Raw genomic sequence first — 17,145 nt, 5'->3', positions numbered from 1 at the left:
ACCCTTCCTCCTCCGCCTGCACGCCGCCGCGCCCTCGCGACGACGTTGAACCCGCGCCGCGTCAGAACTCGCCGCGGTACCAGTTCTTCAATTTGTTGAACAAGCTGCCGGCCTTGCCGACCGGCAGGGACGGCCTGCGCGGATGCTCGATCTGGCTGCCCATCAGCAGCAGGCCGACGCCGGTGGCGTGCACCGGATTGCCGACCACTTCGCCCAGCCCGGTCACGTGCTGCGGAATGCCCACGCGCACCGGCATCTGCAGCATTTCCTCGGCCAGTTCGATCACGCCTTCCATCTTCGAAGCGCCGCCGGTCAACACCATGCCGGCGCGGACCAGTTCCTCGAAGCCCGAACGGCGCAGTTCCGCCTGCACCATCTCGAAGATTTCCTCGTAGCGGCCCTGCACCGCCTGGGCCAGCGAATGGCGCGGCAGGCGCCGCGGCGGACGGTCGCCGACGCTGGGTACCTGGATGCTTTCCTCGGCCGTCGCCAGTTGCGCCAGCGCGCAGGCGTAGCGGACCTTGATCTGCTCGGCTTCGGGCGTCGGCGTGCGCAGCATGTGCGCGATGTCGTTGGTGACGTGGTCGCCGGCGATCGGCAGCGAGGCGGTGTGGCAGATCGCGCCCTGCACGAACACGGCCAGGTCGGTGGTGCCGGCGCCCATGTCGACCAGGACCACGCCCAGTTCGCGTTCGTCCGAAGTCAGCACGGCGACGCTGGAGGCCAGCGACGACAGGATCAGGTCGTCGATCTGCAGGCCGCAGCGCTGCACGCACTTGCTGATGTTGGCCGCGGCCGATTGCGCGCAGACCACGAGGTGCGCATGCACTTCGAGGCGCACGCCGGTCATGCCGACCGGGTTGCGGATGCCTTCCTGCGAATCGTCGAGCACGTATTCGCGCGGGATCGCGTGCAGGATGCGCTGGTCGGCAGGGATGGCCACGGCCTTGGCCGCTTCCAGCACGCGGTCCAGGTCGCCCCAGGTCACTTCGCCGTCGCGGATCGGCACGATGCCGGGCGAGTTCTTGCACTGCACGTGGTTGCCGGAGATCGACGCGTAGACGCTGCGGATCTCGCAACCGGCCATCAGCTCGGCTTCCTCCACCGCGCGCTGGATCGATTGCACGGTCGATTCGATGTCCACGACCACGCCGCGCTTGAGCCCGCGCGATTCGTGCGTGCCGATGCCGATCACCTCGATCGGGTTGCCCGGCGAGTATTCGCCGACCAGCGCGGTGACCTTGGAAGTGCCGATGTCGAGGCCGACGATCAGCGATTTTTCGCCTTTGCGGTTCATGTACTTGCCTGTGGTTGCGGCTGCGCGGCGGACGCGGGGGCGCCCCAGCTGAGCGCGAAGCCGTTGGTGTATCGAAGGTCGGCGCGCTGCAGCGGCAGCACGTTGCGCGCGAGCAGTTGCGGCAGCAGCCGGGCGAAGCGGCCCAGCCGCGGACGCGCGTCGGCGCGGCCGACTACCACCTCGGTGCCGCTGCCGAGGGTCAGCGACCAGCTGCCGCGGCGATCCATGGCGAGGCGCTGCACGTCGAGGCCCATCGGCGCGAACAGCTGGCGCGACTCGTTGTACAGCGCGACCACTTCCTGCGCCTGCGAATCGGGACCATCGAGCTGCGGCAGCTTCTCCACCGCCAGGCCCGGCGGCACCGGGAACAGGCGGCCGTGCTCGGACAGCAGGCGGTCGCTGCCCCAGCGCGCGAACGGACGGTGTTCGACGATGCTGATTTCCATCACGTCGGGCCAGCGCTTGCGCACTTCGGCGCGCTCGACCCACGGCAGTTTCTCCACCGCGTCCTGCGCATCCTGCAGGCGCACGGCGAAGAAGCCGCGCTTCGCGTACGGCAGCACGGTCTTGCGCAGTTGCGCCGGATCGATGCGCTGCATGTCGCCCTGCACGCGCAGCTTGGTCAGCGGCCAGCGTTCGGCGCCGATCCAGCCGTTGACCACGGCCACCACCGGCAGCGCGACCAGCGCCAGCGCGAGCAACCAGGCAACGATGCGCAAGGCCGCGTTCATCGCGCCGCCACCTCCAGCGTCTGTTCCAGGATGCGCCAGCACAGCTCCTCGAAACCGATGCCGAGCTGCGCGGCGGCCTTCGGCACCAGCGAATGGCCGGTCATGCCCGGCGCGGTGTTCGCCTCGAGCAGGTAGAACGCGCCGCTGGCGCGGTCGCGCATCACATCGACGCGGCCCCATCCGCTGCAGCCGGCGGCGAGGAACGCGGCCAGCGCGATGCGCCGGATTTCCGCTTCGGCCTCGCCGTCCAGGCCGGGGCACAGGTACTGGGTATCCTCGGCGATGTATTTCGCGTTGTAGTCGTACCACTCGCCCTTCGGCACGATGCGGATCGACGGCAGTGCATGGTGCGTCGTGCCATCGCCGAGGATACCGACGGTCAGCTCGTCGCCGACGACCATCTGCTCCATCAGCAGCTCGCCCGGATAGCGGGCGGCCAGTTCGATGGCCGAATCCAGGCCGGCCTCGTCGAACACGCGCGACACGCCGACGCTGGAACCTTCGCAGGACGGCTTCACGATCAACGGCAGGCCGATCTCGCGCGCCGCCGCGTGCACGTCCGCGCCCTTGGGCAGGCGCGCGTAGCGCGGCGTCGGCAGGCCCAGCGACAGCCACACCTGCTTGGTGCGGATCTTGTCCATCGCCAGCGCCGAACCGAGCACGCCGGAGCCGGTGTACGGCACGCCCAGGCCTTCCAGCAAACCCTGCAGCACGCCGTTCTCGCCTTCGCCGCCGTGCAGGATGTTGAACACGCGGTCGAAATGCCTGGCTTGCAGTTCGTGCACCAGGGTCGTCACGCCGTCGACCGCCTGCGCGTCGACGCCGCGCGCGCGCAACGCGGCCAGCACGTTGCGGCCGGAATCCAGCGACACCTCGCGCTCGCTCGAAGTGCCGCCCATCAACACGGCGACCCGGCCGAAGCGGGCCGGATCGGTGACTTTCTGCGGCGGGAAAACCGTTTCGCTCATGTTTCAGTTCTTTCCTTCAAAACCTTGCGCGGCGATCAGCGGCGCGATGTGGCCGATGTCGCCGGCGCCCATCAGCAACAGCAGGTCGCCGTCGCGCAGCACGTCGGGCAATACCGCCGGCAGGTCGGCGACCTTGCCGACCACGACCGGTTCGTTGCGGCCGCGCGCGCGGATCGCGCGGGCCAGCGATTTGGCGTCGGCACCGGCGATCGGCGCTTCGCCGGCCGGGTAGACCTCGCACAGGACCAGCGCATCGACGTCGGCCAGCACTGCGGCGAACGCGTCGAACTGGTCGCGGGTGCGGCTGTAGCGATGCGGCTGGAACGCGACGACCAGGCGCCTCTCCGGCCAGCCGCCGCGCGCAGCGGCGAACACCGCGGCCAGTTCCTTCGGGTGGTGGCCGTAGTCGTCGACGATGCGGACTTTCGCACCGCTCGGCGTGGACACTTCGCCCAGGTCGTTGAAGCGGCGGCCGACGCCGGCGAACTTCTCCAGCGCGGCGGCGATGTTCTGCGGCGACACGCCCAGCTGCCAGCCGATCGCGGCGGCGGCCAGCGCATTGAGCACGTTGTGCCGGCCCGGCAGGGCCAGGGTCACAGGCACGCTGACGTCCTCGGGCAGGCGCAGGGTGAAGCGCATGCGCGAACCGTCCTGGACCACGTCTTCGGCGCGCACGTCGGCGTTGTCGGCGAAGCCGTAGCTCATCACGTGGCGCGGCGTTTCCGCGGCCAGCGCGGCGACTTCCGGGTCGTCGATGCACAGCACCGCCAGGCCGTAGAACGGCAGGCGTTGCAGGAATTCGGCGAACGCGGCCTTGACCCGGGCGAAATCGTTGCCGTAGTTCTCCAGGTGGTCCGCGTCGATGTTGGTGATCACCGCCATCAGCGGGTTCAGGCGCAGGAAGCTGCCATCGCTTTCGTCGGCTTCGGCGACCAGCCATTGGCCGCCGCCGAGCTTGGCGTTGGCGCCTGCGGCGAGCAGCTGTCCGCCGATCACGAAGGTCGGATCGAGGCCGCCTTCGCTCAGCACCGCGGCGGTCAGGCTGGTGGTCGTGGTCTTGCCGTGCGTACCGGCCACGGCGATGCCGCGGCGGAAGCGCATCAGCTCCGCCAGCATCGCCGCACGCGGCACGATCGGAATGCGCTGGCTGCGCGCTTCCATCAGTTCCGGGTTGTCGGCCTTGATCGCACTGGACACGACCACGCAGTCGGTGCCGAGCACGTTGGCGGCGTTGTGCCCGCGCATGACCCGCGCGCCGAGCGAGGCGAGCCGGCGCGTCGCTGCGTTGTCGGCGTTGTCGGAACCGGACACCTCGTAGCCCAGCGTGCACAGCACTTCGGCGATGCCGCTCATGCCGGAACCGCCGATGCCGACGAAATGCACGCGGCGGAATTCCTCGGCCAGGTTGCCGGTGTGTTGCAGTCGGCGCTCGCGCGCGGCGGCCATCATGCAGCGTTCTCCAGGATGATGTCGGCGATGCGTTCGGCCGCATCGGGTTTGGCCAGCGAACGCGCGGACTCGGCCATCGCCAGCCGGCGCGCGGGATCGGCGGCGAGCGTGCGCAGCGCGGCCTGCAGGTTCGCCGCCAGCGCGCCGTCCTGCTTCAGCAGCAGCGCAGCGCCGCGTTCGGCGAGGTATTCGGCGTTGCGGGTCTGGTGATCGTCGACCGCGGCGGCGAACGGCACCAGCACGCTGCCGACGCCGGCGGCGCACAGCTCGGCCAGCGTCGACGCGCCCGCACGGCACACGACCAGGTCGGCCCAGGCGTAGGCGCCGGCCATGTCGGCGATGAAGCTTTCGACGCTGGCGGCGACGCCGGCCTGCGCATAGGCCTGCTGCGCTTCGGCCAGCATCTTCTCGCCGCACTGGTGGCGCACTTCGAAGCCGGCATCGCCGAGTTTCGACAGCGCCTGCGGCACGGCCAGGTTCAGCGCACGCGCGCCCTGGCTGCCGCCCAGCACCAGCAGGCGCATCGGCCCGTTGCGCTCGCCCAGGCGCTGCCTCGGCGGGGCGATTGCGGCGATTTCGTCGCGCACCGGATTGCCGACCACTTCTTCGCGCGGCAAGCCGCTATCGGGGAAACCGACCAGCACGCGGCGCGCGAATTTCGCCAGCACGCGATTGGTGAAGCCGGGCGCGCGATTGGATTCGTGCACCAGCAACGGCCGGCCTTGCAGGCGCGCGGCCAGGCCACCCGGGCCCGCGGCAAAGCCGCCGAAGCTGACCACCGCGCGCGGCGAACGCCGGCGCAGCACCGCACCCGCGCCGCGCACCGCTTTCAACACGCGCCACGGTGCACCGAGCAGCGCCGCCTTGCCCTTGCCGCGCAGGCCGCTGATGGCGATGGTGTCGATCTCGATGCCGTGCTGCGGCACCAGTCGCGTTTCCATCGCGCCGTCGGCACCCAGCCACACCACCGGCACGCCGCGTGCACGCAGCACGCGCGCGACCGCGAGGCCGGGGAAGATGTGTCCGCCGGTTCCGCCGGCGAGGATCATGACCGGAGCATTGGCGCTCGTTCCGCTCATGCGATCCTCTCGAACGTGGGCTCCACGCGCGGATTCAGGCGACTGGTGCCGCGCACGGGCGCCGGTTGCGGCGCCGGTTCGGCGTCGGCGCCCTTCGCTGGCGCATCCCCGCGCAACAGCGCGACCTGCTTCTCGGCGCGGCTCAGTTCGTAGGACACGCGCAGCAGCAAACCCATCGCCACGCAGGTCATCATCACGCTGGAACCGCCGGAGGAAATCAGCGGCAGGGTCAGGCCCTTGGTCGGCAGGATGCCGAGGTTGACGCCCATCGAAATGAAGGCCTGCATGCCGATCCACAGCGCCACGCCGAAGGCGATGTAGCCAGCGAAGTGGCGGCGCATCTCGACGCAGCGATAGCCGATCCAGAAGGCGCGGCCGACCAGCAGCATGTACAGGGCCACGACCAGGCATACGCCCACGAAGCCCAGTTCCTCGGCGATCACCGAGAAGATGAAGTCGGTATGCACTTCGGGCAGGTAGTTCAGTTTCAGCACCGAACCGCCGAGACCGATGCCATCCCACTCGCCGCGGCCGATCGCCATCAGCGCGTTGCTCAACTGGTAGCCATCGCCCTGCTGGTCCTTCCACGGGTCGAGGAACGAGGTGACGCGGCGCATGCGGTACGGTTCGAACACCACCAGCGCGACCAATGCGGGCAATGCGACCAGGATCGGCGCCGACATCCGGGGCAGGTTCACCCCGCCGAGCATCAGCATGCCGGCGGTGATCGCCAGCAGCAGCGTCGAAGAACCGAAGTCGCGCTGCAGCAGGATCAGCACGATCAGCAGCGCCACCACGCCCAGCGGCTTCAGCATCGCCGGCCAGGTCGCGTTGACTTCGTCGCGGAAACGCACCAGGTAGCTGGACAGCCAGACGATGTACAGCACCTTCACCGCCTCGACCACCTGGAAGCGCGAGATGCCCAGGTTGATCCAGCGCCGCGCGCCTTTCACGGTAACGCCCAGGCCGGGCACCCATACCAGCAACAGCAGCACGATGCAGGCCAGCAGCAACACCTGGTTGTACTTCTCCACCGTCTTCAGCTCGGTGCGCATCGCGACGAGGGCCAGGCCGAGGCCCAGGCCCAGGAACAGCAGGTGGCGGACCAGGTAGTAGAACGGACTCGACGCCTGGGCGATGGAACTGGACGCGACCATCACCACGCCGAGCGCGGCCAGCGCGACCGCGGCGCCGAGCAACCAGCCGTCGTAGCGGCCGCTGATCGCTTCCAGTCGCGTCGCCTGGCGGGAGGTCGCGTCGTTCATCAGCGCACCTTCAACGTGGCCAGGCCGATCAGGACCAGCACTACCGAGATGATCCAGAAGCGCACGATGACGCGCGGCTCCGGCCAGCCCTTCAGTTCGAAATGGTGGTGGATCGGCGCCATGCGGAACACGCGCTTGCCGGTCAGCTTGAAGCTGGCGACCTGGATCATCACCGACAGCGTTTCCACCACGAACACGCCGCCCATCACCACCAGCACCAGTTCCTGGCGCACGATCACCGCGATGGTGCCGAGCACCGCGCCCAGCGCCAACGCGCCGATGTCGCCCATGAACACCATCGCCGGATAGGTGTTGAACCAGAGGAAGCCCAGGCCCGCGCCGGCGATGGCCGCGCAGATGATCACCAGTTCGCCTGCGCCGGGGATTGTGGCGATCTGCAGGTATTCGGAGAACTTGACGTTGCCGGCGGCGTAGGCGAACACGCCCAGCGCGCAGGCGACCAGCACCGTCGGCATGATCGCCAGGCCGTCGAGGCCGTCGGTCAGGTTGACCGCGTTGGAGAAACCGACGATCCAGAAATAGGCGATGGCGACGAAGCCGATGCCGGCCAGCGGCAGCGCCACCGACTTGAACAACGGGATGTACAGCGTGGTCGCCGCCGGCACGTCGGCGTACAGGTACAGATACAGGCCGGCGGCCAGGCCGAAGATCGACTGCAGCAGGTATTTCCAGCGCGACTTCAGTCCGTTCGGGTCGCGCTTGACGATCTTGATCCAGTCGTCGTACCAGCCGATGGCGCCGAAGCACAGCATCACCAGCAACACCACCCACACGTACTTGTTGCGCAGGTCGCCCCACAGCAGCACCGACAGGGTGACCGTGGTCAGGATCAGGCCGCCGCCCATCGTCGGCGTGCCGGCCTTGGAGAAATGCGACTGCGGGCCGTCCTTGCGGATCGGCTGGCCGCCCTTCAGCTGGGCGAGCCGGCGGATCGCCGCCGGGCCCAGCCACAGCGACAGGGCCAGCGCGGTCAGCGCCGCGAGGATGCCGCGGAACGACAGGTAGCCGAACAGCCGGAACAGGTCTTCGAGTTGCTGCAGCCAGCGGGCGAGTTCAAGCAGCATGTGGAACATCCCCTTCGCGCCCGAGCAGCGCGTTCACGACCTTGTCCATCGCGCTGCCGCGCGAGCCCTTGACCAGCACGCGCGCCGGCGTCTTCGCCAGGTCGGTGCGCAACGCATCCGCCAGTTCGGCGTGCGTGGCGAATACCCGCGCACCTTCGCCGAATGCCCGTGCCGCCGCGGCGCTGAGCGCCCCCAGTGCGTACAGGCGGCGGATGCCCGCGCTCTTGGCGCGGCGGCCGGCGTCGGCATGCAGCGCTTCGCCTTCCGGACCGAGTTCGCGCATGTCGCCGAGTACCAGCCACGCTTCGCCACTCGCGGCGGCGAGCGTGTCGATGGCCGCGCCGAGCGAACCCGGGTTGGCGTTGTAGCTGTCGTCGACCAGCACCGCGCCGTTGGGGAGCGTGTGGGCAATCTGGCGGCCGGCAACCGGCTGCGCCGCGGCCAGGCCTTCGACGATGGTGGCCAGCGCCACGCCGCAACCCAGCGCCAGCGAAGCCGCCGCCAATGCGTTCGACACGTTGTGGCGGCCGGGCAGCGCGATACGCGCTTCGGCTTCGCCGGAAGGCATGACCAGGCGGAACTGCGAACCGGCGTCGCCGAGGCGGATGTCGCGCGCGGTCACGTCGGCGCTTGCGTCGAGCCCGAAACGGATCGCCTTGCGGCCCGGCGCCCGCGCGGCGAAGTATTCGGCGAAGGCGTCGTCGGCATTGATCACCGCGACGCCTTCGATCGGCAGCGCGGCGTAGATCGCACCCTTGGTTTCGGCCACGCCGAGCAGCGTGCCCATGCGCTCGAGGTGCGCGGGGGCGACGTTGTTGACCAGCGCCACGTCCGGACGCGCGATGTCGGTGAGGTAGGCGATGTCGCCGGGCTGGCCTGCGCCCATTTCGTACACGGCGAAGTCGGCATCGTCCGGTGCGTCGATCACCGACAGCGGCAGGCCGATTTCGTTGTTGCGGTTGCCGGGATTGAAATAAGTATTGCCGGCACGCTGCAGGATCGCCACGACCAGGGTCTTCACGCTGGTCTTGCCGTTGCTGCCGGTGATCGCGACGACCTTGCCGCCGCGGTCCTGCTGCAGGCCGGCGGCGATCCTGGCCAGGGCCAATTGCGTGTCGGCGACCACGACCTGCGGCGTCTCGCCCGGCAGTGGGCGTTCCACCAGCAGGGCGCTGGCGCCGCGCGCCAACGCATCGGCGACGAAATCGTGTCCGTCGAAACGCTCGCCGCGCAGCGCGACGTACAGGCTGCCCGGCTGCAGGGTGCGCGTGTCGTTCGACACCGCATCGATGGCGACGTCGTCGCCGTGCAGTTCGCCGGAAGCCCAGTGCGCCAGCAGCGAGAGGGGCGTGCGCTTCATGCGTGCGCCTCCAGGGCCTGGCGCGCCTGCACGCTGTCGTCGAACGGATGCTTGACCCCGGCGACTTCCTGGTAGGTTTCGTGGCCCTTGCCGGCGATCAGCACGATATCGTCGGGACCGGCCTCGCCCACCGCGCGGGCGATGGCCGCGGCGCGATCGCGCTGGACGACCACTGCTTCGGGCTTTTCGAAACCGCGCAGGATGTCGGCGACGATGGCATCGCCGTCCTCGCCGCGCGGATTGTCGTCGGTGACGACCACCTTGTCGGCCAGGCGTTCGGCGATCGCCGCCATCTGCGGGCGCTTGCCGGCGTCGCGTTCGCCGCCACAACCGAATACGCAGGTCAGGCGGCCGCGCAGATGCCCGCGCAGCGACTGCAGCGCCTGTTCCAGCGGATCGGGCTTGTGCGAATAATCGACCACCACCAGCGGCAGGCCGTCGTGGCCGCCGAGGCGGTTCATGCGACCGGGGATCGGCTGCAGCTTCTGCAGTACGTCGACGATGGCATCGACGCCCTCGCCCATCGCCTGCAGCACGCCGGCGACGACCAGCAGGTTGTCGACGTTGAACCGGCCCAGCAAGGGCGAACGCACGCGGCGGACATCGTTGCCGATGTGCAGGTCGAAAGCCATGCCGGACACGTCGAGGACGACGTCGGAAGCGCGAATGCCGGCCTCGGCCGCGCCGCGCGCACTGACGCCGATGCGTTGCAACACCGGCGAGAGCGAGGCGTACAGGCGGCGGCCGTAGTCGTCGTCGAGGTTGACCACCGCGGCGCGCAGCCCCGGCCAGGCGAACAGCTTCGCCTTCGCCGCGCCGTAGGTTTCCATGTCGCCGTGGTAGTCGAGATGGTCGCGGGTGAGATTGGTGAACACGCCGATGGCGAAATGCACCGCATCGACCCGGCCCTGGTCCAGCGCGTGCGAGCTGACTTCCATCGCCACCGCCCGCGCACCGGCGTCGCGCAATTCGCCCAGCAATTCGTGGGTCTGCAGCACCAGCGGGGTGGTGAAGCCGGTCGGCTGCACGTCGCCGTACAGTCCCGCGCCCAGCGTGCCGATGGTGCCGCTGCGCACGCCGCGCAGTTCCAGCGCCTGTGCCAGCAGTTGCACGGTCGAGGTCTTGCCGCTGGTGCCGGTGACCCCGATGGTGGTCATCGCCGCCGACGGTTCGCCATGGAAATGGTCGGCCATGCCGCCCATGCGCGCGCGCAGGTTCGGCACGCCGATGGCATCGGCGGGCGCCGGGTATTCCGCGGACGGCGCGGAGGCGTCGAACAGGATCGCCGATGCCTGCTTTTCCTTCGCCTGTTCGACGAACGCCAGTCCATGCGTACCGAAACCGGCGATAGCGACGAAGGCGTCGCCCGACTCGATCCGGCGCGAGTCCATCACCAGCCCGCCGATCACGACATCGCGGGGCAAGGCCACGTCGGGCAACAGTTCGGACAGCGGCATCGTGCGCTTCATTGCACGACCTCCGGTTCCAGCGGCTCGGCCGGCGCCTGTGCCGTTACCGCGCCACGTCCCTTGGCTTCGGTCTTCGCCTGCGCGGCCAGCCAGGTCTCAATGTCGTCCGGCGGCACGTCCATCAGGCGCAGCGCGCCATCCATCACATTGTGGAAAACCGGCGCGGCCACGAGGCCGCCGTAATAGCCATGACCCTTGCTCGGGTCGGGTTCGTTGATCACCACGACCATAGAGAAACGCGGATGGTCGACCGGCACCACGCCGGCGAAGAACGAAAGGTACTTGCTCGTGTAGCCGCCGCCGCCGGCCTTGCGCGCGGTGCCGGTCTTGCCGGCGACGTGGTAGCCGAGGATCGCCGCCTGCGTCGCGGTGCCACCGGTCTCGGTCACCGTCTGCATCATCTTCATCACTTCGTGGGCGATAGCCGGATCGAGCACCTGTTCGGCCTCGGCCGGCTCGGTTTCGTTGCTGCGGCCCTTGACGAAGGTCGGGGTGATCAGGCGCCCGCCGTTGGCCAGCGCCGCGTAGGCGCGGGCGATCTGCAGCGGGGTGGCGTTGAGGCCGTAGCCGTAGGCCATCGTCGCCTTGGTCGTGCCGTACCAGCGCGGCGGCGGCAACACGGCGCCGGCCGATTCGCCGGGGAAGCCGCTGCCCGGCTTCTTGCCGTAGCCGAAGCTGTGCACGAAGTCGTAGAAGGTCTGGTTCGGGATCCGCGCCGCGATCTTGGCCGCGCCGATGTTCGAACTCTTGCGGATGATGCCGGTGACGTCCTGCACGCCGTAGTTGTGCGTATCGCTGATCGTGTAGCGGCGGTCCAGCGCCATCCGGCCCGGCGACAGGTCGAACTTGGTGGCCGGCGTGATCACGCCCGCGGTCAGGCCGGCCGCGACGGTGATCGGCTTCATCGTCGAACCGGGTTCGAACACGTCGGTGATCGCGCGGTTGCGGTGCGCGTCGTTCTTGCCCAGCGACTGCGCGTTGGGGTTGAAGGTCGGCAGGTTGGCCATCGCCAGCACTTCGCCGGTGGCGATGTCGAGCACCACCGCCGAGCCGCTGCTCGCGCCGGTTTCCCACAGGCGCTGCTTCAGTTCCTTGTAGGTCAGGTACTGGATGCGGCGGTCGATGCTGAGGGTCAGGTCCTTGCCCGGTTGCGCCGGCTTGAGCAGGTCGATGTTCTCGACGATGCGGCCGTGACGGTCGCGGATCACCTTCTTCAGGCCCGGCGTCCCGCGCAGCCAGTCGTTGAAGGCCAGTTCCAGCCCTTCCTGGCCCTGGTCGTCGATGTTGGTGAAGCCCAGCACGTGGGCCATCGCCTCGCCCTGCGGGTAGAAGCGGCGGAACTCGCGTTTGGAATACACGCCGGGAATGCCCAGGGCGACGATGCGCCGCGCCTCGTCCGGATTGATCCGGCGCTTGAGGTACATGAATTCCTTGTCGGCCTTCTGGCTGACCTTGCGGGTCAGCGCCTCGGCGGGTACGGACAGCGCGCGCGCCAGTTCCGGCAGGCGGTCGGGCGCCTTCTCCATCAGCTCCTTCGGGTCGCACCACACCGACTCGACCGGCGACGACACCGCCACCGGCTCGCCGTTGCGGTCGGTGATCATGCCGCGCGATACCGGGATCTCCAGCTCGCGCACGAAGCGCGCGTCGCCTTCCTTCTGGTAGAAGTCCTCGTTGACCAGCTGCACGTAGGCGGCGCGACCGATCAGGCTGATCGAGCACAGCGCCAGCGTGCCGCCGACCAGGGCGAGGCGGCCGCGCAGATTGAAGCGAGCACGGTTGCGGTTGCGCGGCGGCGCGTTGCGCTCGCGGCTTTCCCGGTTGAACAGCGCCTTGAGGTCCGGAAGCTTCATGGCCGCACCACCACCACGTCGCCCGCTTCGGGGAACTTCATGCCCAGCCGGGTGGTGGCGACCTGCTCGATGCGGGTGCTCTCCGCCACCGTCGCCTGTTCCAGCTGCAGACGGCCGAATTCGATATTCAGTTCGTCGCGCTGCCGCTCCAGCTTGGACAGTTCGACGAACAGGGTGCGGTGGCGATGCCGCGCGTAGACCACGCCGATCGCGGTGGCGACGTTGGCCAGCACCAGCACGGCGAGCAGGAAGCGGGTCATGCCGCGCCTTCCAGCTTCTCGGCCACGCGCAATACGGCGCTGCGCGCGCGTGGATTCGTCGCCAGTTCGTCGGCACCGGCACGCTGCGCGCCGCCGATCTCCTTCAGCGAGGCGACGAAGCCGGTGGTTTCCGGCAGGCGTCGGTTCGCCGGCGGCGCCTTCGCGTGCCGGGCGATGAAACGCTTGACGATGCGGTCTTCCAGCGAATGGAAGCTGATCACCGCCAACCGGCCGCCGGCGTTGAGCCGCGCCAGCGCGCCATCGAGGCCCGCTTCGAGGTCGGCCAGTTCGCGGTTCACGTGGATGCGGATCGCCTGGAAGCTGCGCGTGGCCGGATGGATCCCCGACTTGTCGCGGGGCATCACCGAGGCGATGGTTTCGGCGAGGTCGGCGGTGCGCAGGAACGGCTGCTGCGCCCGGCGCGCGACGATCGCGCGGGCGATGCGCCGGCTCATGCGCTCTTCGCCGTAGGTCCAAAGCACGTCCGCGATCTCGGCCTCGCCGGCGCGCGCCAACCACTGCGACGCGCTTTCGCCCGAATCCGGATCCATGCGCATGTCCAGCGGGCCGTCCTTGCCGAAACTGAAACCGCGTTCGGCCACGTCGAGCTGCGGCGACGACACGCCGAGGTCGAACAGCACGCCGTCGAGCCCCGCCCCGGTCGCGTCCCATTGCGCCAGTTCGGCGAAGCTGCCGCGACGGATCGCCACGCGCGCATCGCCGGCGAACTCGCGTTCGGCGTGGGCAATCGCTTCGGGGTCCTTGTCCATCAGCAACAACCGGCCTCCGGGGCCGAGGTTTCGCAACACGCCGCGCGCATGGCCGCCGCGACCGAACGTGCCATCCAGATAGGTTCCGTTTTCCAGCACTCGCAGTCCTTCCATGACCTGCGCGAACATCACCGGCAGATGCAGCACCGCGGGGTGTCCGGGCTGCGCATCGGGGCGCATCCGGGCACCCCCCGTCACAGCTTCAGTTCGAGCATGTGCGCGCTCAGATCGTCGTCGGACAAGGTCTGACGGATCTGCGCGTGATGCGCCTGCTCGCTCCACAATTCGAACTTGCTGCCCATGCCGAGCAGCACGGCTTTCTTCTCGATGCCCACCGCGCTGCGATGGCTGGCCGGGATGCTGATGCGGCCGTTGCCATCCAGCTCCACCGGCGTCGCCGCGCCCACCAGCTTCAGCTGCAGGCTGCGATGCGCGCGCTGCGTGCTGGGCAAGGCGTTGACGGCATCGCGCACGCGCTGCCACTCGGCTTCGGGATACAGGTACAGGCTGCCGGCTTCGAACGGGTTGTAGGTCAGCACCAGGCGGTTGCCGCACTCACGCGCGACCAGTTCACGGTAGGCGGTGGGCACCGCCATCCGGCCCTTGTCGTCAACTGTGATGGCAGTCTCACCCTGGAACACGTCCCCGGCACCTTTGGTTTCCGCTCTCGGGCGGCTATTGAACCACGGAAACCCACTAAAACCCCGGATTTCCCTCTGATGCCCACCTTAGCAGTCCGCCATCGCTTGTCAACAACTGAAAGGTGAAAAAATCATGATGACTTTCAATAGCTTGCGGCGAACTTCAGAGAATTGTTCAAACTTTATCCACAAGTAATTGTTTAGTCTCAAATTTCGAGATTTCGCCAAAATTCAGTCGTGTCCATGCGGGGTGAAGACGGATCGTCTCTTCAGCTCGTGAGAATTCGTCCGCCCGCCTGAACTGCGCAATCCGCCGCACAATCCCTCCATGTGCCTGGTCGCCATCGCCTGGAAAACCCATCCCCGCTGGCGCCTGCTGATGGCCGGCAACCGCGATGAATGGCATGCCCGCCCGACCGCCGCGCTGGCGTGCTGGACCGATTCGGGGATCCGCGCGGGCCGCGACCTGCAATCCGGCGGCACCTGGATGGGACTGGACGGCCGGGGCCGCGCCGCGGTGGTCACCAACGTCCGCGACCCTTTCGCCACCACCATCGGTCCGTCGCGCGGCGGTTTGCCGACCGGATTCCTGGAAACCGCAGCCGGCGCACCGGCCCATGTCGAAGCGCTGGCCGCCGAAGCGAATGCGTTCGCCCCGTTCAACCTGCTGGTCGCCGACGCCGGGGCCTGCGTCTACCTAGGCAATCATCCACGCGTGGAGCGGCGCGCGATCGCGCCCGGCGTACACGGCATGTCCAATGGCGGCTTCGACGTGGCGTGGCCGAAGACGCGAATGCTGTGCTCGGTCATGGAGAAGTGGATCGAAAGCGGACACGGCGATTTCGATCCGTTATGGAACGCATTGGCCGACGGGCGCATCGCACCGGATGCGGAACTGCCCGACACCGGCATCGGCCTGGAAAAGGAACGCATGCTTTCCGCCGCCTTCATCCGCGGCCCGACCTACGGAACGCGGGCGAGCACGATCATTGCCGTCGACCACGAAGGAAAAGGCTGGATCCACGAACGCCGCTTCGGCCCGGAGGGCGTTTTCCTGGGAGAAACGCGGCTGCGCAACGACGATGCGCCGATGCCCGACGTGGGAGCGACGTAAGCCGCGAACGTCGAAGCGAGGGATTCGATCGCGCCTTTGTTGCCGCCGGGAAGAAAGCCCTTCTTGCACTCGTCGGACTGCTTGGCTCGACAGCTTCTCCAGTCGTTACGCAACCGCAAGACATGCCGCTTCGACGTTCGCGACTTACGTCGCTCCCACATGGGGAGGCGATTGCGATCCGTTGCCGGAACAGCAGAAAGGGGCGGAGCCGGCCGATAAGCCGGGTTCTGTCGTGGACAGTCATTCCTCTAGGCGCATCGTCGCCGATACGCTCAAGCAACCTACCCGGAGGCACCGCGGGCCGCGGCATTGCCTCCCTATTTGGTCTTGCTCCCGGTGGGGTTTGCCGTGCCGGTCCGTTGCCGGACTCGCGGTGCGCTCTTACCGCACCATTTCACCCTTGCCTGATCTCCGAAGAGCCATCGGCGGTATCTTTCTGTTGCACTTTCCGTCGGCTCGCGCCGCCCAGGCGTTACCTGGCACCGTGCCCTGTGGAGCCCGGACTTTCCTCGGCATCACGAGTGATGACGCGACTGTCTGGCCGGCTCCGCCATGCGCATTTTCGCATGAATGCCGTGGTGCCGTCCGTTCACGCCGCGACGAAGAATCCCGCCGCTCCCAGCGCCAGGACCACGACCCACGGCGGCCATTTCGCCCACATCAACGCTGCGACGCCGGCAATGACGAGCAGGATGTCGCGCCAATCGCCGACTGCGCTGGTCCACAGCGGGTCGTACAGCGCGGCCAGCAGCAGGCCGACGACCGCAGCGTTCACCCCAGCCAGCGCGGCGCGCATCTTCGGTCGCTGGCGCAGGTTTTCCCAGAACGGCAGCACGCCCAATACCAGCAACAGCGATGGCAGGAAGATCGCTAACAGGCACAACAATCCGCCACCCCAGCCGCCAGGCCCGATCTTCATCGCCGTGCCGAGGAAAGCGGCGAAGGTGAACAACGGTCCCGGCAAGGCCTGCGCCGCGCCATAACCGGCGAGGAAATCGCCTGCGCTTATCCAGCCGGGTAAGACGGTCTCGGCGCGCAACAACGGCAACACGACATGGCCGCCGCCGAACACCAACGCGCCGGTGCGATAGAACGCATCGGCAATGCGCAGGTCGGTCGACGCCGTTGCGGCAGCCAGCAATGGCAAGCCGATCAGCAGGGAAAGAAAGGAAACCAGCGAGGCCACCGCCAAGCGTCGCGATACCGGCACCTTCAATCCGGACGACACGGCAACATCGGTGCCGTTCCGCCACGCGAGTCCGATGATGCCGGCAAGCGCGATGACGCCGACCTGCATCCACGCGGATGGCCATGACAACACGCAAACAGTCGCGACGAGCGCGATCAGGGCATGCCCGGCATCGCGGCAGAACGTCCGCGCCATGCCCCACACCGCCTGCGCGACCACCGCCACTGCGACCAGCTTCATGCCGTGCAGCGCATCCGGCGGCAACCCTGCACCCCGATGCGACAGGACGTACGCGAACGCGATCATCGCCAGCGCCGACGGCAACGTGAATCCGCACCACGCCGCCAATGCGCCACGCAGTCCCGCGCGCGACAGGCCAATGGCCATGCCGACCTGGCTGCTCGCCGGTCCCGGCAGGAACTGGCACAGGGCGACCAGGCCAGCGTATTCGCTTTCGGACAGCCAGCGCCGACGCGCGACGAACTCGTTCCGGAAGTAGCCGAGGTGCGCGATGGGGCCGCCGAACGAGGTCAGGCCAAGGCGCAGGAATACCAGGAAGACGTGTCCAGCTTTGCCCTGTCGTGCCTCGGTGTCGGCGGATGGAGACGCCATCGT

General features: G+C 68.3%; 15 protein-coding genes and 1 other RNA gene. 1 reads left to right on the top strand and 15 read right to left on the bottom strand.

Translation table 11 applies throughout. The annotated features are described in order from the left end of the window. Window positions 1-61 precede the first annotated feature (61 nt). From ftsA to mraZ, 13 genes are read right to left on the bottom strand one after another with little or no spacing between them, the layout of a single operon-like run. A complete protein-coding gene (gene ftsA / locus J5837_RS08690; protein WP_210536378.1) occupies window positions 62-1,297 on the bottom strand; it encodes a cell division protein FtsA in 1,236 nt (411 codons plus the stop codon). Next, window positions 1,294-2,028, bottom strand: coding sequence for a cell division protein FtsQ/DivIB (locus tag J5837_RS08685; RefSeq protein ID WP_210536377.1), 735 nt, complete (start codon window positions 2,026-2,028; stop codon window positions 1,294-1,296). Before J5837_RS08685 ends, ftsA begins: the two co-directional genes overlap by 4 nt. Further along, entirely contained in the window at window positions 2,025-2,996 is a 972-nt protein-coding gene (locus J5837_RS08680) for a D-alanine--D-alanine ligase (RefSeq protein ID WP_210536376.1), read from the bottom strand. The genes J5837_RS08685 and J5837_RS08680 overlap by 4 nt, the downstream gene beginning before the upstream one ends. A gap of 3 nt (window positions 2,997-2,999) precedes the next feature. After that, a complete protein-coding gene (gene murC / locus J5837_RS08675; protein ID WP_210536375.1) occupies window positions 3,000-4,445 on the bottom strand; it encodes a UDP-N-acetylmuramate--L-alanine ligase in 1,446 nt (481 codons plus the stop codon). Beyond that, entirely contained in the window at window positions 4,442-5,524 is a 1,083-nt protein-coding gene (gene murG, locus J5837_RS08670; RefSeq protein WP_244755849.1) for an undecaprenyldiphospho-muramoylpentapeptide beta-N-acetylglucosaminyltransferase, read from the bottom strand. The genes murC and murG overlap by 4 nt, the downstream gene beginning before the upstream one ends. After that, on the bottom strand, window positions 5,521-6,789 hold the full coding sequence (gene ftsW, locus J5837_RS08665; protein ID WP_210536374.1) for a putative lipid II flippase FtsW: 1,269 nt from the start codon (window positions 6,787-6,789) through the stop codon (window positions 5,521-5,523). The genes murG and ftsW overlap by 4 nt, the downstream gene beginning before the upstream one ends. Beyond that, window positions 6,789-7,874 carry a phospho-N-acetylmuramoyl-pentapeptide-transferase gene (gene mraY / locus J5837_RS08660; protein ID WP_210536373.1) on the bottom strand — a complete coding sequence of 362 codons (1,086 nt, stop codon included), beginning with the start codon at window positions 7,872-7,874 and terminating at the stop codon, window positions 6,789-6,791. The genes ftsW and mraY overlap by 1 nt, the downstream gene beginning before the upstream one ends. Then, window positions 7,864-9,234 carry a UDP-N-acetylmuramoyl-tripeptide--D-alanyl-D-alanine ligase gene (locus tag J5837_RS08655; protein ID WP_210536372.1) on the bottom strand — a complete coding sequence of 457 codons (1,371 nt, stop codon included), beginning with the start codon at window positions 9,232-9,234 and terminating at the stop codon, window positions 7,864-7,866. Before J5837_RS08655 ends, mraY begins: the two co-directional genes overlap by 11 nt. Next, window positions 9,231-10,703 (bottom strand): UDP-N-acetylmuramoyl-L-alanyl-D-glutamate--2,6-diaminopimelate ligase, encoded by a 1,473-nt coding sequence (locus J5837_RS08650; protein ID WP_210536371.1) that lies wholly within the window; start codon window positions 10,701-10,703, stop codon window positions 9,231-9,233. The genes J5837_RS08655 and J5837_RS08650 overlap by 4 nt, the downstream gene beginning before the upstream one ends. Next, the gene (locus J5837_RS08645; protein WP_210536370.1) at window positions 10,700-12,556 is read right to left on the bottom strand and encodes a peptidoglycan D,D-transpeptidase FtsI family protein; all 1,857 of its coding nucleotides are present in this window, start codon (window positions 12,554-12,556) and stop codon (window positions 10,700-10,702) included. Before J5837_RS08645 ends, J5837_RS08650 begins: the two co-directional genes overlap by 4 nt. After that, window positions 12,553-12,816 carry a cell division protein FtsL gene (ftsL, locus tag J5837_RS08640; protein ID WP_210536369.1) on the bottom strand — a complete coding sequence of 88 codons (264 nt, stop codon included), beginning with the start codon at window positions 12,814-12,816 and terminating at the stop codon, window positions 12,553-12,555. Before ftsL ends, J5837_RS08645 begins: the two co-directional genes overlap by 4 nt. Next, complete coding sequence (gene rsmH / locus J5837_RS08635; RefSeq protein ID WP_210536368.1) at window positions 12,813-13,766, bottom strand: 16S rRNA (cytosine(1402)-N(4))-methyltransferase RsmH; 954 nt, start codon at window positions 13,764-13,766, stop codon at window positions 12,813-12,815. Before rsmH ends, ftsL begins: the two co-directional genes overlap by 4 nt. Before the next feature lie 14 nt (window positions 13,767-13,780). After that, entirely contained in the window at window positions 13,781-14,227 is a 447-nt protein-coding gene (mraZ, locus tag J5837_RS08630) for a division/cell wall cluster transcriptional repressor MraZ (protein ID WP_210536367.1), read from the bottom strand. 328 nt (window positions 14,228-14,555) lie between these two features. On the opposite strand from mraZ, the gene J5837_RS08625 reads away from it, so the two are divergent. Further along, window positions 14,556-15,341 (top strand): NRDE family protein, encoded by a 786-nt coding sequence (locus tag J5837_RS08625; protein WP_210536366.1) that lies wholly within the window; start codon window positions 14,556-14,558, stop codon window positions 15,339-15,341. A gap of 200 nt (window positions 15,342-15,541) precedes the next feature. Here the strand turns inward: J5837_RS08625 and rnpB are convergent. Together rnpB and chrA are read right to left on the bottom strand one after the other, a co-directional pair. Further along, window positions 15,542-15,890, bottom strand: an RNA gene (rnpB, locus tag J5837_RS08620) — RNase P RNA component class A. Window positions 15,891-15,930: 40 nt separating this feature from the next. Continuing rightward, a complete protein-coding gene (gene chrA, locus J5837_RS08615) occupies window positions 15,931-17,142 on the bottom strand; it encodes a chromate efflux transporter (RefSeq protein WP_210536365.1) in 1,212 nt (403 codons plus the stop codon). Window positions 17,143-17,145: the final 3 nt, after the last annotated feature.

The organism is Pseudoxanthomonas helianthi (assembly GCF_017939625.1).
GTDB classification, from domain to species: domain Bacteria; phylum Pseudomonadota; class Gammaproteobacteria; order Xanthomonadales; family Xanthomonadaceae; genus Pseudoxanthomonas_A; species Pseudoxanthomonas_A helianthi.
The sequence above is the reverse complement of the archived record's forward strand: the minus strand, read 5'-3'. Positions and strand labels throughout refer to the sequence as shown.